Source organism: Delftia sp. Cs1-4 (genome assembly GCF_000214395.1).
Taxonomy (GTDB): Bacteria; Pseudomonadota; Gammaproteobacteria; order Burkholderiales; family Burkholderiaceae_C; genus Comamonas; species Comamonas acidovorans.
Genome location: NC_015563.1, coordinates 4,205,772 through 4,232,389, shown reverse-complemented (window position 1 = coordinate 4,232,389; position 26,618 = coordinate 4,205,772). Strand labels below are relative to the sequence as shown.

The following is a 26,618-nucleotide window of genomic DNA, read 5'->3' as shown; positions in this document are numbered from 1 at the left end:
TTTTGTGCGCCTAGATGACGAAGCTCAGATGGCGAAGTTGTCCAGCACCGCGCCCGAGCTGGCGCTCGATGCGTTGAACGCGAACTTGGCCTGCACGCCCCGCGTGTAGCGGGGCGCGGGGGCCTTCCATGCCGCACGGCGCTGGGCGAGCACGTCTTCGGGCACGTTCAGCTGCAGCTGCAATGCGTGCGCGTCGATGGTGATCGAGTCGCCCTCGTGCACCAGCGCGATGGTGCCGCCCACGGCCGCTTCCGGCGCCACGTGGCCGACCACCATGCCCCAGGTGCCGCCGGAGAAGCGGCCATCGGTGATCAGGCCCACACTCTCGCCCAGGCCGGCGCCGATCAGGGCGCCCGTGGGTGCCAGCATTTCCGGCATGCCGGGGCCGCCCTTGGGGCCCAGGTAGCGCAGCACCATCACGTCGCCGGCCTGGATCCTGCCGTCGAGGATGGCCGCAAGCGCCGATTGCTCATCGTCGAACACGCGTGCCGGGCCGGTGATGACCGGGTTCTTCAGGCCCGTGATCTTGGCCACCGCGCCTTCCGGGCTCAGGTTGCCCTTGAGAATGGCCAGGTGGCCCTGCGGATAGAGTGCATCCGAGAGGGGACGGATGACCTGCGGGTTGGGTGGTTCGTCAGGCACGCCAGCCAGGGTCTCGGCGATGGTCTGGCCCGAGATGGTGATGCAGTCGCCGTGCAGCAGGCCCGCATTCAGCAGGATCTTCATGACCTGCGGGATGCCGCCCGCCTGGTGCAGGTCCACCGCCAGGTATCTGCCGCTGGGCTTGAGATCGCACAGCACCGGCACCCGCTGGCGGATGCGCTCGAAGTCGTCGATGGACCAGGGTACGCCGGCCGCATGGGCGATCGCGAGAAAGTGCAGCACGGCATTGGTGGAGCCCCCGGTCGCCATGATCACCGAGACCGCGTTCTCGATGGACTTGCGCGTCACGATGTCGCGCGGCTTGAGGTCCATCTTGATGGCCTCGATCAGCACCCTGGCGGATTCCTTGGCCGAGTTCTCCTTTTCATCATGGGGATTGGCCATGGTGGAGGAGTAGGGCAGGCTCATGCCCAGCGCCTCGAACGCGCTGGACATGGTGTTGGCGGTGTACATGCCGCCGCACGAGCCCGTGCCGGGGATGGCGTGCTGCTCGATGTCCTTGAGCTCCTGGTCGCTGATCTTGCCTGCGGCGTTTTCGCCAACGGCCTCGAACACGCTGACGATGTTCAGGTCCCGGCCTTTCCACCTGCCGGGCAGGATGGTGCCGCCGTAGACATAGATGGCCGGTACATTGGCGCGCAGCATGCCCATCATGCCGCCCGGCATGTTCTTGTCGCAGCCGCCGACCACCAGCACGCCGTCCATCCACTGGCCGCCCACGCAGGTCTCTATGCAGTCGGCGATCACCTCGCGGCTGACCAGCGAGTACTTCATGCCTTCCGTGCCCATGGACATGCCGTCCGAGATGGTCGGCGTGCCGAACACCTGCGCGTTGCCGCCGGCTTCCTCGATGCCTGCGATGGCCGCGTCCGCCAGCCTTTGCAGGCCGGAGTTGCACGGCGTGATCGTGCTGTGGCCGTTGGCCACGCCGACCATGGGCTTCTTGAAATCCTCTTCCTTGTAGCCCATGCCGTAGAACATGGAGCGGTTGGCTGCGCGCGCCTTGCCTTCGGTGATGTGGGAGCTTCGGCGGTTGATCTGGTTCGGCGGGGTCATGGCATGTCTCTCGTTGTGGGGGTTGGATGAGTATGGGCCGACTGATTCATCTGATCCAATCCTATTCATCGGCATGATTGATATGCTGTGCATATGAATGAGCCCTCCATTGATCTGCGCGTCTGGCGGCAATTCCTGGCCGTGGCGGACGAGCTGCACTTCGGCCGCGCCGCGTCGCGCCTGCACATGACGCAGCCGCCGCTCACCCAGGCCATCGCGCAGCTGGAGCGCAGCCTGGACGTGGCGCTGTTCGAGCGCTCGAGCCGCCACGTCGCGCTGACGCCGGCCGGCGAGGCGCTTGTGCCGCAGGTGCGTGAGCTTCTGGCGCAGGCGGCAGCGCTGCCCGGGATTGCGCGGGCTGCGGCAGCGGGAGAGGTGGGGCGCGTGCGGCTGGCCTTTGTCTCCACCATCGGCTTCACCCGGCTGCCGCTGTGGGTGCGGGACTTCGTGGCAGGCACGCCCGGTGTGGCGCTGGAGCTGGTCGAGGCCACCAGCGATGTGCAGATGGAAGCCTTCGAGCGCGGGCAGATCGATGCCGGGCTGATGCTGCATGCCCCCGGGCATGCGCCGGCCGGCCTGGAGCGCCTGGCTGTAGGGCGGGAAGCCATGGTGCTGGCCCTGCCTCAGCAGCACGCGCTTGCCGACGCGGACCGGCTGATGCTCGACGAAGTGCTGGAGCAGCCGCTGGTGATCTTTCCGCGCCGCATCATGCCCTCGCTCCATGACGCGGTGACGGATCTGTACCGACGGCACGGACATGTGCCGCGCATCGCGCAGCAGGCGATACAGATGCAGACCATCGTGAACCTGGTCTGGGGCGGCATCGGCCTGGCCTGGGTGCCCGCCAGCGTGATGCAGTTCTGCAGGCCCGGCGTGGTCTACCGCGAGGCGGTTTTCGCCAGCGCCCGTGCAGGCAGCAAGGCCGTTGCCCTGCCGGTCTGCGAGACCAGCCTGGCCTGGCCTGCCGGAGCCATTTCGCCCGCGCTGGCGCGGTTTGTCGGCTTCGTGCGCGAACAGCGCTGAGTGGCGTTCACCGACAGCCCCCCGAGGCAAGGCCCTCGAATATCCGCATGGTTCTGGTCTGAATTTTTGGAAATTCTGGCCAGAATGATAGAATTCGGGCTAGGCCGGACACCAGGCCTGTTTTTGTTTTCAGCCCCGCCATGCAATCTGTCGGCATCTACGAAGCCAAGACCCGTTTCTCCGCCCTGATCGAACTTGTTGAGCAGGGCGAGGAAGTGCGCATCACCCGCCACGGCAAGGAAGTGGTGCGCATGCTGCCGGTGCGCCGCCGCCCCGTGATCACCGACGAGCAGATCGCCCGCGAGCTGGAGCAGATGCAGGCGCTGCAGGCCACGGTGCGGCCGGCCCAGTCGGCCCAGTCGGCACAGGCGCCGGACTCCACCACCCGACTGCGCCACGCAGGCCGGAGCCAGGCATGACCTCCTTCGTGCTCGATGCCTCCGTCACCGCCGCCTGGCTGCTGCCCGATGCCGCCAGCGTGCACACCCAGCGCCTGTATACCCGCATCCGCCGCCACGAAGTGGACCCGCAGGCGCCCAACCTCTGGCAGTGGGAGTGCGGCAACCTGATCGCCTCGGGCGTGCACGGCGGCCGCATTCCGCACAGCTCGGTCGAAGGCCTGTGGGGCGTGCTCGAGGCCATCCGCCACCGCGTGGAGCTGCACGAACTGGCGCCCGCCCAGCACAAGGCCGTGCTCGACGTGGCGCTGGACACCCGCCTGCCGGTCTATGACGCGGCCTACCTGTGGCTGGCGCAGTCGCTGCGCCTGCCGCTGGCCACCTTTGACGCGGCCCAGGCCGCCGCCGCGCGCAAGCGCGGGCTGGCGCTGCTGGCCCCTGAAGATTTCTGATCCCCTCCCATCACCTTTGCCTGAGATGACCATGCAACACGACAAGATCCTCATTCTTGACTTCGGCTCCCAAGTCACCCAGCTGATCGCCCGCCGCGTGCGCGAAGCCCATGTCTACTGCGAAGTCCACCCCTGCGACGTCAGCAGCGACTGGGTGCGCGAATTCGCCGCCGACGGCCGCCTCAAGGGCGTGATCCTGTCGGGCAGCCACGCCAGCGTCTACGAAGTGGACGACCGCGCCCCCGACGCCGTGTTCGAGCTGGGCATTCCCGTGCTGGGCATCTGCTACGGCATGCAGACCATGGCCACCCAGCTGGGCGGCAAGGTCGAAGGCTCGCACACCCGCGAATTCGGCTACGCCGAAGTGCGCGCCCATGGCCACACCGAACTGCTCAAGGGCATCGAGGACTTCGCCACGGCCGACGGCCACGGCATGCTCAAGGTCTGGATGAGCCACGGCGACAAGGTCACCGAGCTGCCCCCGGGCTTCAAGGTCATGGCCTCCACGCCGTCCTGCCCCATCGCCGGCATGGCCGACGAGGCGCGCCGCTTCTACGCCGTCCAGTTCCACCCCGAAGTCACGCACACCGTGCAGGGCGCGGCCCTGCTCAACCGCTTCGTGCGCGAGATCTGTGCGGCCAACGCCGACTGGATCATGGGCGACTACATCGAGGAAGCCGTCGCCAAGATCCGCGAGCAGGTGGGTGACGAGGAAGTCATCCTCGGCCTGTCGGGCGGCGTGGATTCGTCCGTGGCCGCGGCCCTGATCCACCGCGCCATCGGCGACCAGCTGACCTGCGTCTTCGTGGACCACGGCCTGCTGCGCCTCAATGAAGGCGACATGGTCATGGAAATGTTCGAAGGCAAGCTGCACGCCAAGGTCATCCGCGTGGACGCCAGCGACCTGTTCCTGGGCAAGCTGGCCGGCGTCAGCGAACCCGAGGCCAAGCGCAAGATCATCGGCGGCCTGTTCGTGGACGTCTTCAAGGCCGAAGCCGCCAAGCTGAAAGCCGGTGATGGCGGCCACAAGGGCGCCACCTTCCTGGCCCAGGGCACCATCTACCCCGACGTCATCGAGTCGGGCGGTGCCAAGAGCAAGAAGGCCGTCACCATCAAGAGCCACCACAACGTCGGCGGCCTGCCCGAACAACTGGGCCTGAAGCTGCTCGAGCCCCTGCGCGACCTGTTCAAGGACGAAGTGCGCGAACTCGGCGTGGCCCTGGGCCTGCCGCGCGAAATGGTCTACCGCCACCCCTTCCCGGGCCCGGGCCTGGGCGTGCGCATCCTGGGTGAAGTCAAGAAGGAATACGCCGACCTGCTGCGCCGCGCCGACGCCATCTTCATCGAGGAACTGCGCAACTGGACCGACGAAGCCACCGGCAAGAACTGGTACGACCTCACCAGCCAGGCCTTCACCGTCTTCCTGCCCGTCAAGAGCGTGGGCGTCATGGGCGACGGCCGCACCTACGACTACGTCGTGGCCCTGCGCGCCGTGCAGACCAGCGACTTCATGACCGCCGACTGGGCCGAGCTGCCCTACGGCCTGCTCAAGAAGGTGTCTGGCCGGATCATCAACGAAGTGCGCGGCATCAACCGCGTGACCTACGACGTTTCGACGAAGCCGCCGGCGACGATCGAGTGGGAGTGAAATCAGGTCCTTCGGAGACTATCGTCACCTATCGAAAATCCGCTGTAACGTATTGATTTAAAAGGTAATGCGTCGCGGAAGCTATCGGCAGCTACCGCTGGCCAGCGAAACGGATTGACGGTAGAGGTGACGGTAGAAACCGGAGACCGGATTAAGACCTCCTTGTTGACTATCGAGACCAAATCGGTCTTTGACGGTAGATCACGCCTCTGGAAAGCTTGTTTCATGCGGCTTTCCAGGCATCAGCAGGTCTCCTGACTCCTGACGGTAAAAGCCGTCATGAACAGGAGGAAAAACCTCGATGCATACCGACACCGTGCTGCGCAATTCGGCCGCCTGCAGCACTTGCAGCGCCTGGGCTTGGCCTACGAGATGGGGCTTGGCACCTGGGCCATCCATTCCGACGACGAGAAGACCTTGCGGGCCTTGGGCGAGCGCGGCGACATCATCCGCACGATGCAGCGGGCGATGCGCGGCGATGCACGGCGAGTCGCGCGAGCCGGCGGTGTTCGAGCCCGGTGATGATGGTCGCACGATCATGGGCCGCGTGGCCGAAGGGCTATGGAAGGTACCCAGCGACCTGCCCGAGCAGGGGCGCCGCTACGACGCGCAGCGCCTGAGCGGCGTGGCTGTTGAACTGAAATCGCATCTGCCCATCGAGCGGCAGGCCCCCGCGATCGGCGCGATCTGGCTGGACCAGCAGTTGATCGGTGGGGGCAGGGGATTGGGCGACCTCGGCTTTGGCAGCGAGGTCAAGGAAGCCCTGCACAAACGCGCTGGCTTCCTGGTAGAGCAAGGGCTGGTAGATCACTTGGAAAAGGCATAGGTCCGTCTTGAAAGGCAGAGATGAATAGGTCACTTCATCAGCAGGACTAGTTGGCAAGGCGAATTCAGCTTGCCGGTCTACATCAACCTTGTGGACTGAATACGTCCGGCACCCCGGAGCCGATCTGTCGTTGCAAAGACATCACGCTTCAGTCACCACTGCTAACCTGCGATGGAACTGGGCTGAGTATCCACAAACTTTGAGTGGATGAGCTTTTCACACAAGGAGGCAGGATGATCGATCTATACAGCTGGGCGGCACCGAACGGGCACAAAGTGCAGATCCTCGTCGAGGAACTGGAGATTCCCTATCGGGTCATTCCGATCAACATCACTGCAGGCGACCAGCACACAGACGCCTATCGCGCGATCAATCCGAACGGGAAAATCCCGGCGATCGTGGACCATGCGCCGGCCGACGGCGGCGGGCCGTTCACGGTCTTCGAGACCGGAGCCATCATGGTCTACCTGGCGGAGAAGGAGAAACGCTTTCTCCCCACCGAGCCGCGCCAGCGCAGCGAAGTACTTCAGTGGCTGTTCTGGCAGGTCGGCGGGATCGGCCCGATGATGGGCCAGGCCCAGCACTTCTTTCGCTATGCGTCCGAAAAGGTGCCTTATGCCATCACACGCTACCAGACGGAAACAAGACGTCTCTTGAAAGTTCTGGATGACCGTCTTGATGGTCGCGAGTTCATCTGCGGTGAGTACTCGATTGCCGACATGGCCAGCTTCGCCTGGATCCGGATTCACAAGATGACCGGTGTCCCCCTGGACGAGTTCCCTCGTGTGCAGGATTGGTATGGCCGGGTGCGCAGCCGTCCTGGCGTCGGCCGCGGCCTGGATCTCCTGAGAAACGAATGGGTGGACGTGACGAAGTCCGACGAAGCAAAGCTCAATCTTTTCCAGAAGAACCGTTGACCATGTCGATTGGCATTGATCGGGTGGAAGCGTTCTTCGATCTGCGAAGCCCCTATTCTTACCTCGCGCTCGGCCCGGCCCGCGCACTCTCTCAGCGCAGTGGCGTCACCTTCGATTGGTGGCCTTACGTGACGGATTTCCAGTCCGCGTACGGCGGGGAAGTCGAGCAGCGATCGAGCCGTGATGTCGCGAAGCTGAAGTACCTGTACATGGATTGCCGAAGGCTCGCAAAGCTGCAGGGGTTGACGGTGCGGTCCACGACGAAGCTCTGGAATCCGACGCTCGCGAGCCAGGCCATCCTTTTTGCCAAGGCCAGGAATCGGCTCTGGGAATTCTGTGACCCGCTGCTCGCAGCGTTCTGGCGGCGCGAGTTCGACCTGGAGTCGCCCGCGGAGGTGGAGGCGGCTCTGGTCAACGCGGGGCTGTCATCTTCGGAGTGGAACGGGTTCCTGCAAAGAGAAGCTGAGGCAGCGCTGGCAGGGACGCTCGAACATGCCGAGAGGCTAGGCGTGTTTGGCGCTCCGACTTTCATCTACAGGGGTGAGATGTTCTGGGGCGGAGACCGCATGGATCTGCTTGAGTCTGCGATCCTGAGGGCGTGATGGCCTGGTCCATCCAGCGTGGTGACACAGTGCACGAGATGCTCGGACATCCCTTCTGGCATCCAGCCATTGAAGAAGGCTTGCGTACGTGCCTGCGAAATCTCGCACGAGCCATGCCCGATCGGAAACAGGTGGGAGCCTTTCTCGGCTGAGTGGTGCAGGGCTCGGTCTCGGTCTGCAGCCGTACGTTGTCGACGAGTGGATGCGCTGTCAAATCCCGATGTAGTTGCGCAGGCGTTGTGTGTGGACGATCAAATAGCCTTTGGTGCCTTCGGTACGGACAATTCCACCTTGCTTGAACGAGGCAAGAGCCATATTCACCCGCTGGCGCGAGAGTCCGCAAATCAATGCCAGCTTGTGTTGATTGATCGACAGCCTGAGCGCGTCTTCGCGTCCGTTCTTGGCGAGCATCAGGAGTGCCTTCGCAACCCGCTTCTCGGGCCCCAGTAGGCGCGACGCCACGAGCATCCCTACGAACTCGCCCATGCGGGCGTTCATGACATCGCAAAGAAAGTTGCTGAACTCATGAGACGAACTGCGCAGAACGTTGAACGTGTTCGCAGGAACAAGGCAGAGTTGTGCGGAGGTCAACGAGCGCAGGTCGTACTGCATCAACTCCTTTTTCAACAAGGACCCGTCGCCGCACCATTCTCCTTCCCGGAGGTAGTACAGCGTCGTCTCGTCTCCTTCGGGCCCGGCGATGTACATCTGCAGGTGGCCGCGCATCACGCCGTACCAGTATGCGCTGGGCTGGCCGGACCGCGCGATGAATTCATCGGCCTCGACCTTTTTCTCGATGGAGGTCTGCAATGTCATGGCCCGCAGCTCCTCGGGCAGCATGCAAAACCATGGCCACTGGCTGAGGAATTCGGTCAGAGCGGACGACGGCGCCGGCTGGTATGCGGATGTCTGGACGGTTCTCTGTTCCATCGTGTCTCCGCATCTTCTCTTATTAGACTGACACATCCACCTGGAAGCGGCCGCGGTAGGCGCCCGGGCTCATCCCGATGCGTTGACGGAAGAGTCTGGAAAAGGAACTGGTGTCGCTGTACCCGACCTGGCTTGCCACTTCTTCGACACTGTGCGAACTGGTCTCAAGCAGCGCACGCGCAGCTTCCAGCCGGAGATCTTGAAGATAGGCCAACGGTGTTTGGTCCAGCACACTGCGAAAGCGCCTGATGAGGGTTCTGTCGCTGACCGCGAGCGCATCGGCAAGTTCCGTGATCTTCAAATCCTGGGTCATCTTGCTCTGAAGCCACCGCTGGGCGCGATGCACCAGCGCATCGGAGTGACTCTTTTGCGCCAACAACGGAAGGTAGGGAATCTGGCTGGTTTGGCTCACGTCGATCAGCATCGCCTTCGCACACTGTGACGCGATGACAGGCCCCGAAAAGCGCTCGATGACCCGTATGGTCTGAAGCAGATACGACGCCGATGCACCTGCACAGATCAGTCGATCCATTTCGGTGAGCACCGGTCGCAGTTGCAGGTCGACGCGGGGAAATTTCTCCCTGAACTGCCGCTCTAGCCACCATGTGGTTGTTGCGGTGCGTTCATCCAACAAACCGGTCTGGGCCAGGATGAATGTGCCCGTGCAGTTCGCTGCCACCCATGCTCCTGACTGCCATTGCGCCGTCATCCAGGTGCATGCATCGGCATGCCGACTGAGGAACTGATCAAACTGGCGATGTCCGCCGTAGTGGAAGCTAGGAACGAAGACCAGGTCATAGCGTTCTCGTGGTCCCACCTTGTGGGTTGGTAAGGCTAGGCCATTGCTGGCAATCGCGGTCTCGCCCGATGGCGACACGAATCTCCAGTCGAACAGCGCGGACGCTGGCGCGCCTTCGAGTTTCAGATGGGAGTTCGCGATTTGAAGGATGTCGGCAAACCCGGCCACGCTGGAGGCATAGCAACCGTCGAAGGTGAGGATGGCAGCACGTGGCATTGGTCGAAAACGGCATAGAACATGTCAGTTTCGACAATTTACACCAAGACGTGCAGTCTGCCTAATGAGTCTTGCTGGACTCTAGCCCAGCGACAGCAAGAAGGAGCACGGAGATGAGCGGCATACCCCCGGTGTCATTGCGCGGCAACGTTCCTACCTGCGCTCAAGCCTCGCAGAGCCAGATGAATGCGAACTCTCGCCAGGTCGCTGACAGACAGCCCCATCCCGCCTGTGAAGACGGCGACCAAGTTTCCGTGCTGGGGAACTGCCCGGGATTCGTTGTCGTCCCCGCGGGTCAAGTGCACGACTTTTATCGCGGGTACGCGTTGGTGGCTGTCCCACTCATCGCGATGACAGCCGTGGCCGGCATCGCCTATTTCGTGTTTGGGCTGTCATTTTGAGTGACTCCACCGTGCGCAGCCCGAGGTGTGTGGCGAATTTGGCATGGATAAAGTCACTTTCGCCAATGTACGAATGGGGCGACGTGACAGTTAATTGGAGGGTCGGTATCCGACCGAGCAACAAATACAAGGAAGTCCCCATGAGTCTGTCACCGCGTGCAACTCCCTCGTGCGAGGCACATCCCCGTGCCGTTCTCTTCAACTGCGCCCAACATGGGGAGGTGCGGCATGTCTGAGGTCGCGCCGGCACCGGGCGCACTGCTGCGTCCCGCGAAGCTCGAGGACCGCTACCAGCTGGACCGTGGCCCTGCCTACATCAGCGGTTCGCAGGCGCTGGTCCGGTTGCTGCTCAACCAGAGTGCACGCGACCGCGCGGCAGGATTGAACACCGGCGGATTTGTCAGCGGTTATCGCGGGTCTCCATTGTCGGGTCTTGATCAGACCCTCTGGGGTATTCAGAAACTCCTCAAGGAACGGCAGATCGAGTTCATCCCGGGCCTCAACGAAGACCTGGCCGCAACCGCCTGCTGGGGAACCCAGCAGTTGATGCAGCACCCGGAGGAGGCCACGGTCGATGGCGTGTTCGCCATGTGGTACGGCAAGGGGCCTGGTGTCGACAGAAGCGCGGACGCCCTCAAGCATGCCAACGCGGCTGGAACTTCTGCGCATGGCGGAGCCCTCGTGCTGGCCGCCGACGACCATACGGCCAAGTCGTCCTCGTTCGCGCACCAGAGCGAACAGTTGCTGGTCGCGTCGTTCATCCCCATCCTGTACCCGAGCAACGTGCAGGAATACCTCGACTACGGGATTCATGGCTGGGCAATGAGCCGCGCGTCGGGCCTGTGGGTGGGGCTCAAGTGCGTGGGCGATATCGTCGAGACCACATCGATCGCAGACGTTGATCCGTTCCGGGTCGAATGTCGGACACCCGAGGATTTCAAGGCGACGGAAGACGTCCACATCCGCTGGCCCGACGTGTGGGCGACGCAGGAGCCGCGGATCGTGCGCACCAAGCTGCCTCTGGCGCTGTCCTACTGTCGTGCGAACGCGTTGAACCGCATCGTGGCCAAGGGCGCAGGTTCCCGCATCGGCATCATTGCGGGCGGCAAGCCCTACAACGACGTGCGCGAAGCGCTGGGGCTGCTCGGTATCGGTGAGCAGGATATGGACGCGAGGGGTATAGCCCTGTTGAAGCTGGGCATGGTTTGGCCGCTGGAGCCGCAGATCATCCGCGAGTTTGCGCAGGGCCTCGACGAGATCTTCGTGGTGGAGGAGAAGAGGGCCCTGATCGAGCAGCAGGTCAAGGACATCCTCTACCCGCTTGCCGCAAGCGGCGAGAAAGCGCCCCAGGTCGTGGGCAAGTCCAGTGGCGGCCTCCAATGCGCGGAATTCGAGATTCCATATGAACAGCGCCTTTTGCGCGGAGATGCCGAACTCGGGCCCGTGGACATCGCGGCGGCGCTGCAGGCGCGGCTGCATGCCGCAGGCATGGACGCTTGCCAGGCGCTCCCCTCGACGCCAGAAAAGGGCAAACTCCTGGCGCCCCTCATGCGCACGCCGTACTTCTGTTCCGGCTGTCCGCACAACAGCTCCACCAAGGTTCCGGAGGGTTCGCGCGCCACGGCCGGAATCGGCTGCCACTACATGGCCAACTGGATGGATCGCCGCACCGAGAGCTATACGCACATGGGCGGCGAGGGGGCTCCCTGGGTGGGACAAAGCCGTTTCTCCAAGCGGCCGCACATGTTCGCCAACATGGGCGATGGCACGTTCTTCCATTCGGGCTCGCTCTCCATCCGTCAGGCCGTGGCGGCCAAGACGCCGATGACGTTCAAGGTCCTGTTCAACGACGCTACGGCGCTCACGGGCGGGCAGCCGCACGACGGACCGCTCACGGCACCGATGCTGACGCAACTGCTGCATGCCGAAGGCGTGTCACGCATCGTGGTCGTCAGCGACGATGTCGAGAAATACAAGGGGCACGAAACAGCGTTTGCGCCTGGCACGACCTTCCATCATCGGCGCGATCTGGACGCCGTCCAGCGCGAGTTGCGCGAACTGCCCTTCGTGACCGCCCTGGTCTACGACCAAACCTGCGCCGCTGAAAAGCGCCGCCGACGCAAGCGCAACAAATACCCGGATCCTCCGGTCCGCTACGTCATCAATCCGGAAGTGTGCGAAGGCTGCGGGGATTGCACCGTCAAGAGCAACTGTGTTTCCATCGAGCCGCTGGAGACACCGCTGGGCCGAAAACGCCAGATCAACCAGTCCTCATGCAACAAGGACTATTCCTGCGCCGATGGCTTTTGCCCGAGCTTCGTGGCCGTGGAGGGCGGGGCATTGCGCAAGAAACCGGTCGCTTCCGCTGCCGGCGCCGAAGGCGATCCCGCCGCCTGGCCCGAGCCATCCCATCCCCAACTGCCAGCGCTGCACAGCAGCTACGCCGTGCTTGTCAATGGCATTGGTGGCACGGGTGTGCTGACGATCGGCAACATCCTGGGCATGGCCGCGCATTTGCAGGGCCTGCATTGCTCGGTGATGGACATGGCCGGCCTTGCGCAGAAGGGCGGCGCGGTGTGGAGTCATGTACGCATCGCGATATCAGCCGAGGACATCCATGCACCCCGCATACCGGACGCCACCGCCGATGCACTTATTGGGGGCGATCTGGTGGTGAGCGCTCATCCGGACTCCGTCAGCCGGCTGAAGCCAAATTGCCGCGCCATGGTGAACACCAATGTATCGCCCACTTCCGACTTTCAGCGCAACCGTGACTTCAGCATGCCAAACGAGGCGCTGTGGGCCACCATCGAACAGGCGTGCGCAGAGAAGAACCTGGCCAAGATCCCGGCCCATGACATCGCGGTGCGCTACTGCGGAGATAGCGTCTATGCCAACATGATCTTGCTGGGCGCGGCCTGGCAGGCGGGGCAGGTGCCGCTGTCGCACGATGCGCTGCGCCGCGCGATCGAGCTGAATGGACAGGCGGTGGAGGCCAACCTGCGCGCGTTCAAGATCGGGCGGCAGTATGTGGTGTCGCCACAGCGGCTGGTGGCGAAGCCCGCTGCGGTCGTGCAATGGCTCCCCAGAGGCGGCAAAGAAAATGTGCCTCAGCTGGTGCAAGACCGCCGCGACCGGCTTGTGGCCTACCAGGGCAGCAGCTATGCCCAGCAGTACGAAGGCTTTCTGCGCAAGGTAGGTTCGTCCGGTGCTGCAATGCCCGACGGCTACGAACAGGCCGTCGCCAAGAACCTCTTCAAGCTGATGGCCTACAAGGACGAGTATGAGGTGGCGCGTCTGCATTCGTCTGCGGAGCTGCGCAAGCTGATCGAAAGCCAGTTCGATGGCGAATACAAAGTTGGGTTCTCCCTGGCGCCGCCACTGTTCGCCCGTCGCGGCTCGGACGGTTTGCCGCGCAAGCAACTGTACGGCGGCTGGATGGCGTCGGCCTTCACAGTCCTTGCGAAGCTGAAGTTCTTGCGGGGCACGCTGTTCGATCCGTTCGGCTACACGCACGAGCGCAGGACAGAGCGCGCGCTTATCGACGAATACAAGAAAGGTATCCAGGCCACGCTGCCTTTCATCGCAACCCATCCGAAGAAGTGTCTGGAGCTGGCACGTATTCCTGAGCAGATCCGTGGGTTTGGGCACGTGAAATTGAAAGCCATCGGGGAGGCGCGTGAACGCCAGCGTGCCTTGCTGGGCGAGATTACCGGCAAGGGCGCACCGCCGATGACCCATGAGCACCGCTTGCAAGGAGCCTCATCGTGAGGACGCAAAACACTGAATCCATCCAGTGCAGTGTGCAAGACGGGGTATGGCATCTCTGTATCGCCCGGCCTGAAAAGCGAAACGCGCTCACCATGCCCATGTTCGCGACGATCGCCGAGGCCCTGAAGGCCGCCGACGAAAGTGACGAGGTGCGCAGCATCCTGGTGACTGGGGCGGGCGACGTGTTCTGCGCCGGGCATGACTTGAAGGCTTTCGAGGAGTGGCCTCAGAAGCCGCAGGATGCCGTACCTACCTTCCTGCACGCCATCGCCGATGTGAGAAAACCTGTCGTGATCGCGGTGCAAGGCTCCGCCACGGGGATCGGTGTGACCTGGCTGCTGCATGCCGATTGGGTGGTAACGAGTGCCGACACGGTTTTACGGCTTCCCTTCGTCGACCTGGGCATTGTCCCGGAGGCGGCCAGCACGCTTTTGCTGCAGCGGGCTGTCGGCCTGCCGCGGGCCAGGCGCCTGCTCCTCGGTGGCGAGAAGTTCACGGGCGCCGAGGCATGCGAGTGGGGACTTGTTGCAGAAGCCCCGCCGGCGGCGGAGGTTGGTGCACGGGCCTGGGAGCGTGCAAAGTTTCTCGCCGCGAAGGATCCAACGATTGTTCGTCGCATCAAGGACTGGCTGCATCCCAGCAGCGAGTATCACCAGCGCATTGACGAAGAGGTGATGGAAATCAACGCGGCCGTCGGTCGCCGTCGAAAGGCAATGGAGAGCACGCAATGAAACGCGCACACATCGTTTACGCGCACCCTGAACCGAACTCGTTCGTCGCAGCCATGCGCGACATGACCAAGGAGGCCCTGGAAAAAGATGGTTGGCAGACGAGCATGACCGATCTGCAGGCAATCGGCTTCAACGCTGTGGCCAGTGCAGATGATTTCGGAACCCGGTCACGCGAGGACTATCTGGTCTATCCACTGGAGCAGCGTCACGCCTGGCAAAACCAGACCATCGATCCACAGATTGCCGCCGAGGTCGAGGCCGTGCGCAATGCCGATCTGCTCGTGCTGGTGTTCCCCATCTTCTGGTACTCAGTACCGGCCCAACTCAAGGGTTGGATCGACCGGGTGTTCCTGTCCGGTGTCTTTTACGGTGGAATGCGGGTCTACGACCAAGGCGGCATGCGCGGCAAGCGCGCGATGGTCGTGGCGTCGCTGGGCGGGCGGGACTACATGTTCGGCCCCGGCTCGATCCATGGCGACCTGAAGGACATGCTCAAGCATCTGCTGCAAGGCACGTTGGGGTATGTGGGCTACTCCGTCCATGAGCCGTTCTTCGCGTACCACGTACCGTATGTGGACAACACGGAGCGTACTGGCATGCTCATGAAGCTTTTCCACACCGTGGAGAACATCGACAGCCGGCCGGTATTGTCGATGCCCAGCCTGAATGATTTCGACGACCAGTTCCGGCCCAAGGTGGCGCAGGCTTCATCCACGTGACCCAGGAGTAGTGAGATGACCGAAATCATAGATGCCTGGATGCAGCTTCCGAACAAGGCGTACTTGCTTGACCCCATGTTCGATTCGCTGCGCCGTTGGCCCACGGCTTGGCGGACGCTGGCGCAGGACAACCCTGACATCTCGCACGACGAGGCGCTCAAGACATTCCGCGAGCAGGGTGTCACGAGGACTATCGCAAGCGCGTGGTGGGGGCCGGCCGGGCCAATGATCACGAACGACGAAGTGGCCGCAGCGGTCAAGGCGAATCCCGGATATGTGGCCGGAATTGCGTCCGTCGACATCAACAGGCCAATGGACGCGGTGAGGGAACTGCGCCGATGCGTCAAGCAGTTCGGTTTTAAAGGGCTGCGTGTCCTGCCCTGGCTGTGGGGGATTCCTCCTGATGATCGCAGGTACTACCCCCTCTATGCCGAATGCGTCGAACTCGGTGTCACCTTCTGTCTGCAGGTGGGCCATGCCGGGCCGATGCGGCCTTCGGAGCCAGGGCGGCCGATCCCCTATTTGGACAACGTTGCGCACGAGTTCCCGGAACTGCGCATCGTCGGTGGGCACATCGGATTTCCCTGGGTGAGCGAGATGATCTCGCTCATGATGAAGCACCCGAACGTGTACGTCGACACCTCGGCCTACAAGGCTTCCCGGTTTCCTCAGGAACTGGTGGCTTACATGCGCGGTCCCGGAAAGCACAAGGTACTTTTCGGCACCAACTATCCGATGCTGACCCCTGCGGAATGCCTGAAGGACATTCAGGCGCTTGAACTCGGAGACGATGTACTCCCCCGATTCCTTGCTGGGAATGCGCGTCGTGCGTTCAACCTGCAAGCTTGATTCCGCCGGCCGCTATTTCGTTTAACAACTGAAGGAGACTCACATGGCATGGGATATCGAAGTCATTGATGAATGCGCCGTCGTGCGCATGAACACCAACAAGGTCAACGTCCAGAACGATCAGTTCTTCGCCGACCTGCACGCAGCATTCGATCGCCTCGAGCGAGAGTTCAGCGAGCTGCCGGTCGTCCTGACGGGGCAGGGCGATGCGTTCTCGGCTGGTATCGACTTCCAGTACAGCTTCGAGATCTTCGGAAGCGGCAGCCACGACAAGATCCGCGATTGGTACAAGGCCTACCGCGAAACCAATCTGCGCATCTTCCGATACCCGCGGCCCACGGTGGCGGCCATCAACGGCCATGCCATCGCAGGTGGCTTGATCACTGCCCTCGATTGTGATTTCCGCGTTGCGGCCCGCAAGACCGCGAAATTCGGTCTCAACGAAGTGCCTATCGGCATTCCCATGCCTGCCGCCTACGTGGAGATCATCAAGTACGCCCTGGGCGACAAGGTGGGGGCGCTGACCACCTTGCGTGGCGAGTTGTACGGTCTGGAAGAGGCCGAGCGCCTGGGGTTCTTTCATGAAGTGGTGGAGCCGGACCAACTGCTGTCCACGGCCATAAGCTATGCACGCTGCATCACTCCCGACTGCAACGTCGCCTACGCGATGTCCAAAAAGGCGCTGCAGGATGCGACGAACAAGCAGATCGACGAGCGTACTGTTGCTCTCGATGCCTTGCTGCCGAACGGTATGAGCGACCCTGGCAACCGACAGGCCCAGGATCGCCGTCGGCTCGAGATCATGCACAAGCGCAAATAGTGCGACGCGCAGCGCGTCGCATCTTCAACGCGCATCTCATCTGGCAGATCGTTTTACCTCCGCCCCTTCACTGAGGGAGGAGGTCGCTTTGCCATGGATTTCAGAACGTATATCTGCGCCAAGACCTTTGTCAGCGTTTCACCTGTCGATGGAGTGGACCGTATGTATCACATCGAAATTCAAAAACTTGTAGAGGTGGAGGGCGTCGCAGTCCGCGCACGTGCTTCATGAACCGTTGATGAGCTCGGACATCGAGCGAGCGAGTCAAGACTTCACCAAGGCATTGACGCGCTATTGCAAAGGGCGGTCAGGCGCAATCACACGAAGGCATCTATTCATTGCGGCGGGTCACGGTGGCGCTACGCACGGCTCCCAAGCGCGTGGAGCTTGGGGGAATGAATTTTTGGAGGCTGAATCGATGACCAAGTTAGAGATGAGCTATTCGCGCGGAGCGACCGACACACCACTGATCGAGGAGACGATCGGCGCTTTCTTCGACGCGATGATCGAGAGGTTCCCGGACAAAGAGGCGGTGGTCTCTTGTCACCAAGGCATCCGCTACACGTACCTCGAGCTGCAGCGCGAAGTCGATCGGATGGCAAGCGCTTTGCTTCGGGCGGGGCTCAAACCCGGCGACAGGATCGGGATCTGGTCGCACAACAATGTCGAATGGCTCGTCACCCAGTTCGCGACGGCCAAAGCCGGGGTCATTCTCGTCAACATCAATCCGGCGTATCGGGTGGCGGAGCTGGAGTACGCGCTGGCCAAGGTCGAATGCAAGGCGTTGATCGTGATGCCGAGCTTCAAGACGACCGACTATCTGGAGATGATCAGAAGCATTGCACCGGAGGTGAGCGGTGCGGTGCCCGGACGCCTTGAGTCCGCCAAACTGCCGTCACTGAAAACCGTCATCCAGATCGGAAACGGCACGGTTCCTGGTTTCATGCGCTTCTCGGATCTGCTCGCGACGGGCGATCCGGCCGATCAAGCTGTCCACTCCCTCGGTGCGCGACTGCGGAGCACTGATGCCATCAACATTCAGTTCACGAGTGGCACCACGGGTTCTCCCAAGGGCGCGACCCTGACCCATCGAAACGTACTGAACAACGGGTTCTTCATTGGCGAAGCCATGCGGCTGTCCCCGGATGACCGTCTGTGCATTCCGGTGCCGCTGTACCACTGCTTCGGAATGGTGGTCGGCAACCTCGCTGCTCTGACGCATGGCACGACCATCGTGTACCCGAACGATGCGTTCGAGGCCGTGTCGGTGCTGCGGGCCGTGCAAGACGAGCGGTGCACGGCGCTTCATGGTGTGCCAACCATGTTCATTGCCGAGCTCGACCACCCGCGCTTCAAGGAGTTTGACCTCTCGACGCTGCGCACAGGGGTGATGGCTGGCTCGCCCTGTCCCATTGAAGTGATGAAGCGCGTCGTAAACGAGATGCATATGGGCGAGGTGACGATTGCCTACGGCATGACTGAAACCAGTCCGGCCAGCTGCCAAAGCACCACGGACACCCCCTTGGAGAAACGTGTTTCCACCATCGGGAAAGTGCTGCCCCACCTGGAATTGAAAGTCATATCTCCGGAGTCCGGGGAGATTCTTCCTGTGGGGGCCGTGGGCGAGCTTTGCACGCGCGGCTATTCCGTGATGCGTGGATATTGGGAGGACGCCGCGAAGACCTCCGAGGCCATCGATGCAGAAGGCTGGATGCACTCAGGGGATCTCGCCACGATTGATGAGGACGGCTACGTCAACATCGCGGGCCGCATCAAGGATCTGGTGATTCGAGGCGGCGAGAACGTCTATCCGCGGGAGGTCGAAGAGTTCCTCTATCGCCATCCAGCTATCCAGGACGTGCAGGTGATTGGAGTGCCGGACCAGAAATACGGCGAGGAACTGTGCGCATGGGCGATTCTTCGCGACGGTGCCACGCTCTCTGAAGATGGGTTGCGGGCGTTCTGCAAAGGGCAGATCGCGCACTACAAGATTCCTCGATACATACGCTTCGTCGAGAGCTTTCCGATGACAGTCACCGGAAAGATTCAGAAGTTCGTGATGCGGGAGATGATGAAGGAAGAGCTTCGTCTCAAAGACGCGGCATCCGCATGATTCGCGATTGAGGTGCTTCTCGATCCGAGCGCCTTGGAGGAGTTCAAGGCGCTCTTGTTCTTTCTGGACTCCAAAGTCGGAGGTCGGCGCTCACTGCTGGTGGTTTTTGGGTGACGGAATACGCATGGAAATAGTCAATTTAGCCACTGTCCACTAGCGGATGAAGTTCCTAAAGTACCTGTCATCGACTGCCATGCCGTGTCCATGCATCGGCGCAAGCCCACCGCTTCCTCAGCTTCTTCCAGGCCTTTCATGAATGCTCGCGAAATCTTTGTTGTCGCCACCGCTCGTACAGCCATCGGCACCTTTGGCGGTGCGCTGAAGGACGTGCCAAACACCCAACTGGCAACCACTGCGGTGAAGGCCGCATTGGAGCGCAGCGGCGTTGCACCTGACGCCATTGGGCATGTCGTCATCGGGAATGTGATCCCCACCGATCCGAAGGATGCGTACCTCAGTCGCGTCGCCGCCATCGATGCGGGTGTTCCGATAGAGACCCCGGCATTCAACGTCAATCGGCTGTGCGGCTCTGGGCTCCAGGCCATTGTCTCGGCGGCGCAGGCTATTGCGCAGGGCGACTGCGAGATCGCCATCGGAGGGGGCTCGGAGTCGATGAGCCGAGGGCCATACATCGACACTTCGGCACGCTATGGTGCCCGCATGGGTGATGCGACGCTGGTCGACTACATGCTCGGCATCCTGCATGACCCCTGGGACAAGATCCACATGGGCATTACTGCGGAAAACGTGGCGGAGCGATTCAAGATCTCGCGCAAGCAGCAGGATGGACTGGCGGTTCTCAGCCAGCAACGCGCGGCAACGGCCATCGCGACGGGCCGCTTCAAGGAACAGATCGTTCCAGTGGAAGTGAAGACACGCAAGGGCATCGTGCTGTTCGATACCGATGAGCACGTGCGGGGCGACACCACGCTCGAATCCCTTTCCGCGATGAAGCCGGCCTTCAAGAAGGACGGTCTGGTCACTGCCGGCAACGCGTCGGGTATCAACGATGGCGCGGCAGCCGTGGTGCTGGCGGAGGGCGGACGTGTGAATGCGCTGGGCCTCAAGCCGCTGGCCCGCTTGGTGGGCTATGCCCATGCGGGTGTGGAGCCTGCCTATATGGGTATCGGCCCCATCCCGGCTACGCGCAAGGTGCTGGCGCGCACGGGCCTGAAAGTCCAGGACCTGGATGTGATCGAGTCGAACGAGGCGTTTGCGGCACAGGCCTGCGCGGTGATTCAGGAGCTTGGCCTTGATCCGGACAAGGTGAATCCGAATGGCTCCGGCATCTCTCTGGGCCACCCCGTCGGCGCGACGGGCGCAATCATCACGACGAAGGCGATCGCTGAGTTGCACCGCATTGGTGGACGCTATGCGCTGGTGACGCTGTGCATCGGCGGAGGGCAGGGCATCGCCGCCATCTTCGAACGTGTCTGACCGCGTTCCGGGCCTTGTCACACAGCGTCTGAAAGCTGCCCTGACAGACCTTCAATTCGGACGCGCTCCAGATCCTCACGGCTGGTTGGAGCGGCTGTCGTAAGCCACAAATCCTGCGGGAGTTCCATCCCGCCTTTTTCCAAGCCGAAAGCAGGAGACCTATATGACACGATTCGCGGCTTCGCAAGGCTTCATGGGGCCTTTCTCCCATGACGGGCAGGCAAGCATCGCCCCCAGTCCACCGTGGCACTATGCGGCCGACTTCATCACGATCGAGACCTGGGTCGACCCGGTCGCCATCGAGGCACTACTGCCACCTGGCTTGAGCTTGCATCCAGACGAGGCGGGCCTGGTGACGGTCTCCTTCGTCGATTGGCAGGCCTGCACTGACACCGGCGGCGAGCTGCTCGACCCGATCCGGGCGCAATACCGCGAATGCATCGTGTTGGCGAGCGTCCAGTACGAGGGCAAGCTCATGCAGTATTGCCCCTACATCGTGGTCGATCAGGACACGTCGCTGGCGCGCGGCTGGGCGCTCGGCTATCCGAAGAAGATCGGCTCGGTATGGATCACACGGTCCATGGGCATGCCCTCGATTGCATCGCCCAAACTGGAGGCCGGCGCCACCTTTGCCGGCACAGTGGCCGTCAAGGACCGGCGCCTCGCCGAAGGTCACGTGAAGTTGTCAGCCCTTGCCGACAGTTCCGCTGTGACGTTCGGCAGCCGGCCCATCGTCGCGCTGCGGCACTTCCCATCGATGTTCGAGGGCCAGCACGATAGACCGGCTGTCTACGAACTCGTACGGCTCCAGGCCGAGAACGTGCAGGCCAGCCCGGTCTGGCAGGGCGACGCGGCATTGACGATCTACGACGCACCCATCGAGCCCCTCGCCAGGTTGCGTCCCACCCGCATCGGGCGAGGCTGGCGCTACTCGATTGCGATGACGAACCGCAACAACCATTTGCTGCGCGATCTGCGCGACACCCCTTTGTCCCAGGAGAAATGACATGGACTCCGTGAAACTTCAGCGTACCTACCTCGACCTCACGACGCCGCACGTAGCGGACGCATGCATGCGTTTGGGTATCGCGGTTCGTTGTGCACCTGCCGGAGTTCGTCCCTTGTGGAATGACTCCCACATCGTGGGCCGGGTACGTCCTGCGCGGCACTATGGCAGCGTCGACGTCTTTCTCGAAGCGATCGACCGGGCCACGCCTGGTGATGTCTTGGTGGTCGACAATGGTGGGCGTCTGGACGAGGCCTGCGTTGGTGACCTCGTCACTCTGGAGACGGCCCTGGCTGGCCTGCGGGGCATCGTCATTTGGGGCTTGCACCGCGACTCATCGGAGTTGCGCACCATCAGACTGCCCATTTTCAGCTTGGGCACCTTGCCCGCGGGGCCGCAGCGTTTGGACTCACGGGAGGCCGACGCGCTCATTTCTGCCAAGTGTGGCGAACATGTGCTCACCTCCGACGACTTCGTGCTTGGTGACGATGATGGGGTGATTTTCATGCCCCTGAGCCAGGCCCAAAAGGTGGCGGAACTGGCAACTGTGATTCGGGACACCGAGCGCAGTCAGGCGGCGCGCATGCAACTCGGCACGAGTTTCAGAAAACAGGCTCGCTTCGATGATTTCCTAGCCGCAAGAAAAGCTGACGAGAACATGACATTCCGCCAGTATCTGCGCTCGATCGGTGGCGCAATCGAGGAGTGAGTGTCGAACCGATCGGCCGGGTCACCTGAACATCGGTCCTCTGCTTCCATTTTCTGTTCGGCAGCTACCAGCAGTCGCGAGAGCAAGCCATGGCGTCAGCCTCGCTTTTGATGCAGGCGGGTGCACGATGCCGGTTCCGCGACGCATCCATCGCAGGGACGGGACTAATGACCTCTCCTGCATGGCCGAAATCAACAGCGCGACACTGAGAGCGCAACGTGCGCTAAGGAGAGGGAGCTTTGGCCCGTCATCGAATGAGCAGGGCGGCCGGGCCCGAGCCTCCCGCAGCGTTAAGTACAGGGGCATGAAACAGGCCTGCCCTGCGCATCCTCTGGAGCGCGACGACAATAGCCCATGATTCAAGAAAAGCCCCTGGCGGCAACCGAACTGGAGCGGCCTGCCATGGCCCTGCGCACTCTTGCGAACGGAGTGCGGCTGCTGGCGCTGCCCATGCCGCATTTGCAGAGCGTCAGCGTGGGCGTGTTCCTGCGCGTGGGCTCCCGCGACGAGACCTCCACCAGCAACGGCATCAGCCATGTGCTGGAACACATGGCGTTCAAGGGCACGCACACGCGTTCCGTGCAGGAGATCAACCTGGATGCGGAGCGGCTGGGCGCGGAGGTCAACGCCTTCACCGGGAAGGACATCACCGGCTATTTCATGACCGGCCTGGGCTGGCATGCGCAGGCCTTGCTGGGAATGATTGCGGACATCGTGCTGAACAGCGTGTTTCCCGAGCATGAGCTGCAAAGGGAGCTGCAGGTGATCCGGCAGGAGGCCATCGAGTACGAAGAGGACCCGGAGGACAGCGCCGGCGACCTGCTGGACCGCGCCATCTGGGGCGACGACCCCATGGGCATGCCTGTGATCGGCACGGTGGCCAATATCGAAGGCTTCACCCGGCAGGATCTGGTGCGCCATGTGCAAACCCATTACGTGGGAGAAAAGACCGTCGTCGTCGCGGCCGGAAACTTCGATGTGCCGGCCTGGCTGGAGCAGGCGGCGCAGCTGTTCGCCGGCATGCCTGCTTCGGCCGATCCCGCTGTGGCGCTGCCCCCTCAGCCCGCAAAGTATGTGGGGCAGGCCCTGGCGCAACGTTTCACGCAGGTGTCCCAGGTGTTCGTGAACCTGGCCTATCCGCTGGTGTTCGAGCAGTTGCAGGGCGAGCACCCGCAGCGTGCGCGTCTCGTGGCCTCGCTGGCGGCCCATCTGCTGGGCGAGGGGATGTCGTCGCCCCTGGTCGATACCGTGCGCGAGCGGCTCGGACTGGCCTATACGGCCTATGCGGCGATGGAGGGCGGTGACGTCTGGGCCAACTTCATCGTGCATGCGGTCACGACCCCGGACAAGCTCGAAGCGCTGGTGGCAGCGACAGGTAGCCTGCTGCGCGCCCAGGCTGCCGGCATCGACCCCGTGCATCTGGAACGGGCCAAGAACCAGCTGGCGGTCTCGCGGGTGCGTGCGGGCGAGCGGACCTACGCCACCATGGAGCGGGCTGTCGAGGACCTCTTTGCCCATGGCAGCGTGACGTCCGTGGCCGAAACGCTGGCGATGATCGATGGCATCGGTGCCGAGGAAGTGCGCAAGGTCTTCGAGCGCATGCTGGCCCACCCCCCAGCGGTGGCCATCACCGGCAAGGGCGCCAGTGCCCGGGCCGTGCGGCAACTGGCCGCAGGCCTGGCGGCCTGAGCCGGCAGCGCGCGATCAGCGGCCAGCGGCCAACCGCCAGCTGCAACACATGGCGCTTTTCCCGTTGTCATGGAGTTGAGGAAGCGGGCGGCGGCGCGTTCCATTGCCGCTTGAGGTAGTGCGACTTCGGGTGCTCCTGCAGGAACACGCAGCACTGCACCCACGCCGCTGACTCCAGGGGCGCACCGATCGCGCGCGAGAGATGCTCGAACACGACCTCGGCCATGGCCGAGCACATCTGCGGCGGGCGCGGGTTGGTCAGCGTCAGGGTGGCGATGAGCTGCTGCGCGTGGGGGTCCTCGCCGCACAGTCCGACGGCGATGGGGGCCACGCGCGACTTCAGGTCCGCGAGCCGTGCCCATCCGCGCTCGGCCAGCGCAAGGTGCATGGCGTGCAGGACCGGCTCCCACTGGATCGACGGGAGCAAGGATGGCGATACCTCGATGGCGATGTGCGGCATGGGGCGGCGCCTTCAGTCGAGCTTGATGCCGACTTCGCGGATCAGCGTCTGCCAGCGTGCCCGCTCGCTGTCCAGCAGGCGTGCGAATGCCTGGGGCGAGTTGTCGATGGGCACCGAGCCGAGTTCGGCCAGCCTGTCCTGCGTGGCCTTGGCCGCCAGCGCCGCGCCCATGTGCTTGACCAGCCAGGCCTTGCGGTCGGCCGGGGTCGCAGCGGGCGCGAGGAAGCCGTACCAGCCGCTGATCTCGGCGTCCACGCCCGATTCCTTGAGCGTGGGCACGCCGGGCAGCGCGGGAATGCGCCTGGCGGACGTCACGGCCAGCGCCTTCAGGCGCCCGCTTTGCACATGTTGCAGGATGGCCGGCGTGGCTTCGAACACCATCTGCACCGTGCCGCCCAGCACGTCGTTGAGTGCAGGCGCGGAGCCGCGGTAGGGAATGTGCAGGATCGAGGTGCCGGTCTGGCGCTTGACGAGTTCTCCCGCCAGGTGCTGCGGCGTGCCGTTGCCGGCGGATGCGTAGGAGAACTTGCCCGGGTTCTTGCGCAGCCATTCGAGCGCCTCCTTGGCCGTGGCCGCCGGGAAGGAGGGATGCACGGCCCAGATCAACGGCACCGAGGCGGCCCATGCCAGCGGTGTGAAGTCCTTGACCGGATCGAAGTTGAGCCTGGAGTACAGCGCCGGGTTCGCTGCCATGGGGCCGAGTGCGCCCAGCAGCAGCGTGTAGCCGTCGGCCTCGGCGCGTGCTGCCGCCTCCGTGCCGATGTTGCCGCCCGCACCGCTGCGGTTGTCGACGATCACCGTGCTGCCGCTGTCCGACTGCAAGGCGTTCGCCATCAGGCGGGAGACGGCATCGGTGGTCGCACCTGCTGGATAGGGGCAGATGATGCGGATGGGCTTGGACGGGAATGCCTGTGCGCGCGCCGAGGGGCTTGCGCCCAAGGCTGAAATGGCCGTCGCCGTGCTGGCGTACTGAAGGAAGTTGCGTCGTTTCATCGGTGCTCTCGTGACCAGAGTTGTCTCGTGGCCGTAGTGTCGGCAGGCCCTTGTTTCTTCGCAATTCGCATTTTCTGGCCGCGCCTATCGGATAATCCGATGGCCATGTCCGCACGCAGCCGCGACCCCCTCGATCTCGTCTCATTGCGCCAGTTGCGCTACTTCGTGTCGGCGATGCGGGCGCACAGCTTCAGTGCGGCATCGCGCGATGCCTCGATCTCGCAGGCGGCGCTGTCGGAGCAGATCGCCTTGCTGGAATCGACCCTGGACGTGCATCTGTTCGACCGTGCGAGCGGGCGCGCCGTAGCCACGGCCTCCGGACATGAGCTCGACCGCCGGGTGTCGGCCTGCCTCAGGGAGCTGCAGGCGGCGCTGCGCGACGTGCAGGCGCGTGCGAGCACCGTGGCGGGCCTGGTGCGCATCGGCCTGGTGCAGTCCTACGCGGGATGCTGGGTACTGCCCGTCGTGCGCAGTGCCCAGGCGCAGTGGCCGCAGCTGGCGATCGCGCTGCGCAGGCGCACCGCACAGGCCTTGGTGGAGGGCGTGTTGCGTGGCGATTTCGATCTCGCCGTCAGCTTCGACCCGGAGCCGCATGCCGATCTGGAGATCCTGGCCTGCTTCGACGAGCCGGTGGTGGCCGTGGGATTGAAGCCCCGCCGGCGGCGACGCCTGCTGGAGCTCAGCGAGGTCGCGAACCACCCCCTGGCCTTGCTGCCAAGCGAATACGCAATGCGGCGCCAGCTCGACAACGCCTTTGCGGCGCAGGGGCTGAAGCCGGGCGTGCATCTGGAGTCCGATACGCTGGAGGACCTGGTGCATGCCGCCCGTGAAAACGGCATGGTTGCGCTGCTCAACGGTGCCGCGGCAATGAGCCTGGATGTGCAGGACGCAGTCCCGTTGGCCGAAAGAAATCTGGGCCGGCAAGCCTGCCTGGTGCGCTCGCGCAGCCGTCACCACGGCTTTGCCGCCCAGTACGTATGGGACCAGCTGTCGGCGGCAACCCCCACGCTGCCGCCAGCGTGGGGGCGGCGCTCTGCAGCCGCGCGCTAGTCGTCGGCCGGACCCGTGCCGCCCGGATCCGTACCGCCCGTCAGGGCACTTCCTTCAGGCCCACCAGTTGCAAGGGGCGTGCCAGCAGTTCGTCGAAGCGTTTCTCGAACGCCTTGAAGTACGGCATGCTGAAGTGCGCATCCAGCGCTGCCTGGTCCCTGAATGACTCCCGCATGTAGAAGGTGCCGGGGGTGTCCGCCAGCTCGAACAGCGTGTAGTCCAGGCATCCGGCCTCTTGCCGGGTGAATGGCACCAGCGCGCGCAGGGCGTCGCGCAGCTGGTCGTGCTGGCCGGCCTTCGCCTCAAGGATGGCCAGGTTGAAAATGGTCTCTGTCTTCAT

At 63.2% G+C, this 26,618-nt stretch carries 24 protein-coding genes and 1 pseudogene; 19 read left to right on the top strand and 6 right to left on the bottom strand.

What is annotated here, in order from left to right:
• Window positions 1–24: 24 nt before the first annotated feature.
• Window positions 25–1,719 (bottom strand): dihydroxy-acid dehydratase, encoded by a 1,695-nt coding sequence (gene ilvD / locus DELCS14_RS18435; RefSeq protein ID WP_013803022.1) that lies wholly within the window; start codon window positions 1,717–1,719, stop codon window positions 25–27.
• 93 nt (window positions 1,720–1,812) lie between these two features.
• Here ilvD and DELCS14_RS18430 point away from each other — a divergent pair, with 93 nt between their 5' ends.
• The 7 genes and pseudogenes from DELCS14_RS18430 to DELCS14_RS18395 all read left to right on the top strand — a co-directional run bounded on the left by DELCS14_RS18430 (window position 1,813) and on the right by DELCS14_RS18395 (window position 7,585).
• Window positions 1,813–2,742, top strand: coding sequence for a LysR family transcriptional regulator (locus DELCS14_RS18430; protein ID WP_013803021.1), 930 nt, complete (start codon window positions 1,813–1,815; stop codon window positions 2,740–2,742).
• Between the two features lie 140 nt (window positions 2,743–2,882).
• On the top strand, window positions 2,883–3,161 hold the full coding sequence (locus DELCS14_RS18425) for a type II toxin-antitoxin system prevent-host-death family antitoxin (protein ID WP_013803020.1): 279 nt from the start codon (window positions 2,883–2,885) through the stop codon (window positions 3,159–3,161).
• A complete protein-coding gene (locus DELCS14_RS18420; RefSeq protein ID WP_012204856.1) occupies window positions 3,158–3,592 on the top strand; it encodes a type II toxin-antitoxin system VapC family toxin in 435 nt (144 codons plus the stop codon). Before DELCS14_RS18425 ends, DELCS14_RS18420 begins: the two co-directional genes overlap by 4 nt.
• Before the next feature lie 31 nt (window positions 3,593–3,623).
• Complete coding sequence (guaA, locus tag DELCS14_RS18415; protein ID WP_013803019.1) at window positions 3,624–5,240, top strand: glutamine-hydrolyzing GMP synthase; 1,617 nt, start codon at window positions 3,624–3,626, stop codon at window positions 5,238–5,240.
• 330 nt (window positions 5,241–5,570) lie between these two features.
• Window positions 5,571–6,048: pseudogene (locus DELCS14_RS18405) on the top strand (DUF3363 domain-containing protein); the annotation flags it as partial.
• A 251-nt stretch (window positions 6,049–6,299) separates the two neighbouring features.
• Window positions 6,300–6,983 carry a glutathione S-transferase N-terminal domain-containing protein gene (locus DELCS14_RS18400; RefSeq protein WP_013803018.1) on the top strand — a complete coding sequence of 228 codons (684 nt, stop codon included), beginning with the start codon at window positions 6,300–6,302 and terminating at the stop codon, window positions 6,981–6,983.
• A 2-nt stretch (window positions 6,984–6,985) separates the two neighbouring features.
• A complete protein-coding gene (locus DELCS14_RS18395; RefSeq protein WP_013803017.1) occupies window positions 6,986–7,585 on the top strand; it encodes a DsbA family protein in 600 nt (199 codons plus the stop codon).
• Between the two features lie 210 nt (window positions 7,586–7,795).
• Here DELCS14_RS18395 and DELCS14_RS18390 read toward each other — a convergent pair whose 3' ends face one another.
• Window positions 7,796–8,515, bottom strand: a complete 720-nt coding sequence (locus DELCS14_RS18390) for a Crp/Fnr family transcriptional regulator (protein WP_013803016.1) — start codon at window positions 8,513–8,515, stop codon at window positions 7,796–7,798.
• Window positions 8,516–8,537: 22 nt separating this feature from the next.
• Complete coding sequence (locus tag DELCS14_RS18385; RefSeq protein WP_013803015.1) at window positions 8,538–9,530, bottom strand: helix-turn-helix domain-containing protein; 993 nt, start codon at window positions 9,528–9,530, stop codon at window positions 8,538–8,540.
• Window positions 9,531–9,643: 113 nt separating this feature from the next.
• Between DELCS14_RS18385 and DELCS14_RS18380 the strand changes: the two genes are divergently transcribed.
• From DELCS14_RS18380 to DELCS14_RS18330, 11 genes are all read left to right on the top strand, one after another.
• Entirely contained in the window at window positions 9,644–9,931 is a 288-nt protein-coding gene (locus DELCS14_RS18380) for a hypothetical protein (RefSeq protein WP_013803014.1), read from the top strand.
• 228 nt (window positions 9,932–10,159) lie between these two features.
• Window positions 10,160–13,702: an indolepyruvate ferredoxin oxidoreductase family protein gene (locus DELCS14_RS18375; protein ID WP_013803013.1), complete on the top strand. Its 3,543-nt coding sequence runs from the start codon at window positions 10,160–10,162 to the stop codon at window positions 13,700–13,702.
• On the top strand, window positions 13,699–14,433 hold the full coding sequence (locus DELCS14_RS18370; protein WP_013803012.1) for an enoyl-CoA hydratase-related protein: 735 nt from the start codon (window positions 13,699–13,701) through the stop codon (window positions 14,431–14,433). The genes DELCS14_RS18375 and DELCS14_RS18370 overlap by 4 nt, the downstream gene beginning before the upstream one ends.
• Window positions 14,430–15,152 (top strand): NAD(P)H-dependent oxidoreductase, encoded by a 723-nt coding sequence (locus DELCS14_RS18365; RefSeq protein WP_013803011.1) that lies wholly within the window; start codon window positions 14,430–14,432, stop codon window positions 15,150–15,152. The genes DELCS14_RS18370 and DELCS14_RS18365 overlap by 4 nt, the downstream gene beginning before the upstream one ends.
• Before the next feature lie 15 nt (window positions 15,153–15,167).
• Entirely contained in the window at window positions 15,168–16,001 is an 834-nt protein-coding gene (locus DELCS14_RS18360) for an amidohydrolase family protein (RefSeq protein ID WP_013803010.1), read from the top strand.
• Window positions 16,002–16,044: 43 nt separating this feature from the next.
• Window positions 16,045–16,821: an enoyl-CoA hydratase/isomerase family protein gene (locus DELCS14_RS18355; RefSeq protein WP_013803009.1), complete on the top strand. Its 777-nt coding sequence runs from the start codon at window positions 16,045–16,047 to the stop codon at window positions 16,819–16,821.
• Window positions 16,822–17,239: 418 nt separating this feature from the next.
• Window positions 17,240–18,934: an AMP-binding protein gene (locus tag DELCS14_RS18350; protein ID WP_013803007.1), complete on the top strand. Its 1,695-nt coding sequence runs from the start codon at window positions 17,240–17,242 to the stop codon at window positions 18,932–18,934.
• A 252-nt stretch (window positions 18,935–19,186) separates the two neighbouring features.
• Window positions 19,187–20,371 carry an acetyl-CoA C-acyltransferase family protein gene (locus tag DELCS14_RS18345; protein ID WP_013803006.1) on the top strand — a complete coding sequence of 395 codons (1,185 nt, stop codon included), beginning with the start codon at window positions 19,187–19,189 and terminating at the stop codon, window positions 20,369–20,371.
• A 163-nt stretch (window positions 20,372–20,534) separates the two neighbouring features.
• A complete protein-coding gene (locus DELCS14_RS18340; RefSeq protein ID WP_013803005.1) occupies window positions 20,535–21,377 on the top strand; it encodes an acetoacetate decarboxylase family protein in 843 nt (280 codons plus the stop codon).
• A 1-nt stretch (window position 21,378) separates the two neighbouring features.
• The gene (locus DELCS14_RS18335) at window positions 21,379–22,086 is read left to right on the top strand and encodes a demethylmenaquinone methyltransferase (RefSeq protein ID WP_013803004.1); all 708 of its coding nucleotides are present in this window, start codon (window positions 21,379–21,381) and stop codon (window positions 22,084–22,086) included.
• 402 nt (window positions 22,087–22,488) lie between these two features.
• Window positions 22,489–23,775, top strand: a complete 1,287-nt coding sequence (locus DELCS14_RS18330) for a pitrilysin family protein (RefSeq protein ID WP_013803003.1) — start codon at window positions 22,489–22,491, stop codon at window positions 23,773–23,775.
• 67 nt (window positions 23,776–23,842) lie between these two features.
• Here DELCS14_RS18330 and DELCS14_RS18325 read toward each other — a convergent pair whose 3' ends face one another.
• Entirely contained in the window at window positions 23,843–24,202 is a 360-nt protein-coding gene (locus DELCS14_RS18325) for a hypothetical protein (RefSeq protein ID WP_228676791.1), read from the bottom strand.
• Window positions 24,203–24,247: 45 nt separating this feature from the next.
• On the bottom strand, window positions 24,248–25,228 hold the full coding sequence (locus DELCS14_RS18320; protein ID WP_013803001.1) for a tripartite tricarboxylate transporter substrate binding protein: 981 nt from the start codon (window positions 25,226–25,228) through the stop codon (window positions 24,248–24,250).
• 105 nt (window positions 25,229–25,333) lie between these two features.
• Here DELCS14_RS18320 and DELCS14_RS18315 point away from each other — a divergent pair, with 105 nt between their 5' ends.
• Window positions 25,334–26,278, top strand: coding sequence for a LysR family transcriptional regulator (locus DELCS14_RS18315; protein WP_228676790.1), 945 nt, complete (start codon window positions 25,334–25,336; stop codon window positions 26,276–26,278).
• A gap of 40 nt (window positions 26,279–26,318) precedes the next feature.
• Here the strand turns inward: DELCS14_RS18315 and DELCS14_RS18310 are convergent, their stop codons facing one another.
• Complete coding sequence (locus tag DELCS14_RS18310; protein ID WP_013802999.1) at window positions 26,319–26,618, bottom strand: putative quinol monooxygenase; 300 nt, start codon at window positions 26,616–26,618, stop codon at window positions 26,319–26,321.

Bases quoted from the DNA above. Each gene is read 5' to 3' on its own strand.
- ilvD (WP_013803022.1), bottom strand. From the start codon at position 1,719: ATGACCCCGCCGAACCAGATCAACCGCCGAAGCTCCCACATCACCGAA.
- DELCS14_RS18430 (WP_013803021.1), top strand. From the start codon at position 1,813: ATGAATGAGCCCTCCATTGATCTGCGCGTCTGGCGGCAATTCCTGGCC.
- DELCS14_RS18425 (WP_013803020.1), top strand. From the start codon at position 2,883: ATGCAATCTGTCGGCATCTACGAAGCCAAGACCCGTTTCTCCGCCCTG.
- DELCS14_RS18420 (WP_012204856.1), top strand. From the start codon at position 3,158: ATGACCTCCTTCGTGCTCGATGCCTCCGTCACCGCCGCCTGGCTGCTG.
- guaA (WP_013803019.1), top strand. From the start codon at position 3,624: ATGCAACACGACAAGATCCTCATTCTTGACTTCGGCTCCCAAGTCACC.
- DELCS14_RS18400 (WP_013803018.1), top strand. From the start codon at position 6,300: ATGATCGATCTATACAGCTGGGCGGCACCGAACGGGCACAAAGTGCAG.
- DELCS14_RS18395 (WP_013803017.1), top strand. From the start codon at position 6,986: ATGTCGATTGGCATTGATCGGGTGGAAGCGTTCTTCGATCTGCGAAGC.
- DELCS14_RS18390 (WP_013803016.1), bottom strand. From the start codon at position 8,515: ATGGAACAGAGAACCGTCCAGACATCCGCATACCAGCCGGCGCCGTCG.
- DELCS14_RS18385 (WP_013803015.1), bottom strand. From the start codon at position 9,530: ATGCCACGTGCTGCCATCCTCACCTTCGACGGTTGCTATGCCTCCAGC.
- DELCS14_RS18380 (WP_013803014.1), top strand. From the start codon at position 9,644: ATGAGCGGCATACCCCCGGTGTCATTGCGCGGCAACGTTCCTACCTGC.
- DELCS14_RS18375 (WP_013803013.1), top strand. From the start codon at position 10,160: ATGTCTGAGGTCGCGCCGGCACCGGGCGCACTGCTGCGTCCCGCGAAG.
- DELCS14_RS18365 (WP_013803011.1), top strand. From the start codon at position 14,430: ATGAAACGCGCACACATCGTTTACGCGCACCCTGAACCGAACTCGTTC.
- DELCS14_RS18360 (WP_013803010.1), top strand. From the start codon at position 15,168: ATGACCGAAATCATAGATGCCTGGATGCAGCTTCCGAACAAGGCGTAC.
- DELCS14_RS18355 (WP_013803009.1), top strand. From the start codon at position 16,045: ATGGCATGGGATATCGAAGTCATTGATGAATGCGCCGTCGTGCGCATG.
- DELCS14_RS18350 (WP_013803007.1), top strand. From the start codon at position 17,240: ATGACCAAGTTAGAGATGAGCTATTCGCGCGGAGCGACCGACACACCA.
- DELCS14_RS18345 (WP_013803006.1), top strand. From the start codon at position 19,187: ATGAATGCTCGCGAAATCTTTGTTGTCGCCACCGCTCGTACAGCCATC.
- DELCS14_RS18340 (WP_013803005.1), top strand. From the start codon at position 20,535: ATGACACGATTCGCGGCTTCGCAAGGCTTCATGGGGCCTTTCTCCCAT.
- DELCS14_RS18335 (WP_013803004.1), top strand. From the start codon at position 21,379: ATGGACTCCGTGAAACTTCAGCGTACCTACCTCGACCTCACGACGCCG.
- DELCS14_RS18330 (WP_013803003.1), top strand. From the start codon at position 22,489: ATGGCCCTGCGCACTCTTGCGAACGGAGTGCGGCTGCTGGCGCTGCCC.
- DELCS14_RS18320 (WP_013803001.1), bottom strand. From the start codon at position 25,228: ATGAAACGACGCAACTTCCTTCAGTACGCCAGCACGGCGACGGCCATT.
- DELCS14_RS18315 (WP_228676790.1), top strand. From the start codon at position 25,334: ATGTCCGCACGCAGCCGCGACCCCCTCGATCTCGTCTCATTGCGCCAG.
- DELCS14_RS18310 (WP_013802999.1), bottom strand. From the start codon at position 26,618: ATGAAGACAGAGACCATTTTCAACCTGGCCATCCTTGAGGCGAAGGCC.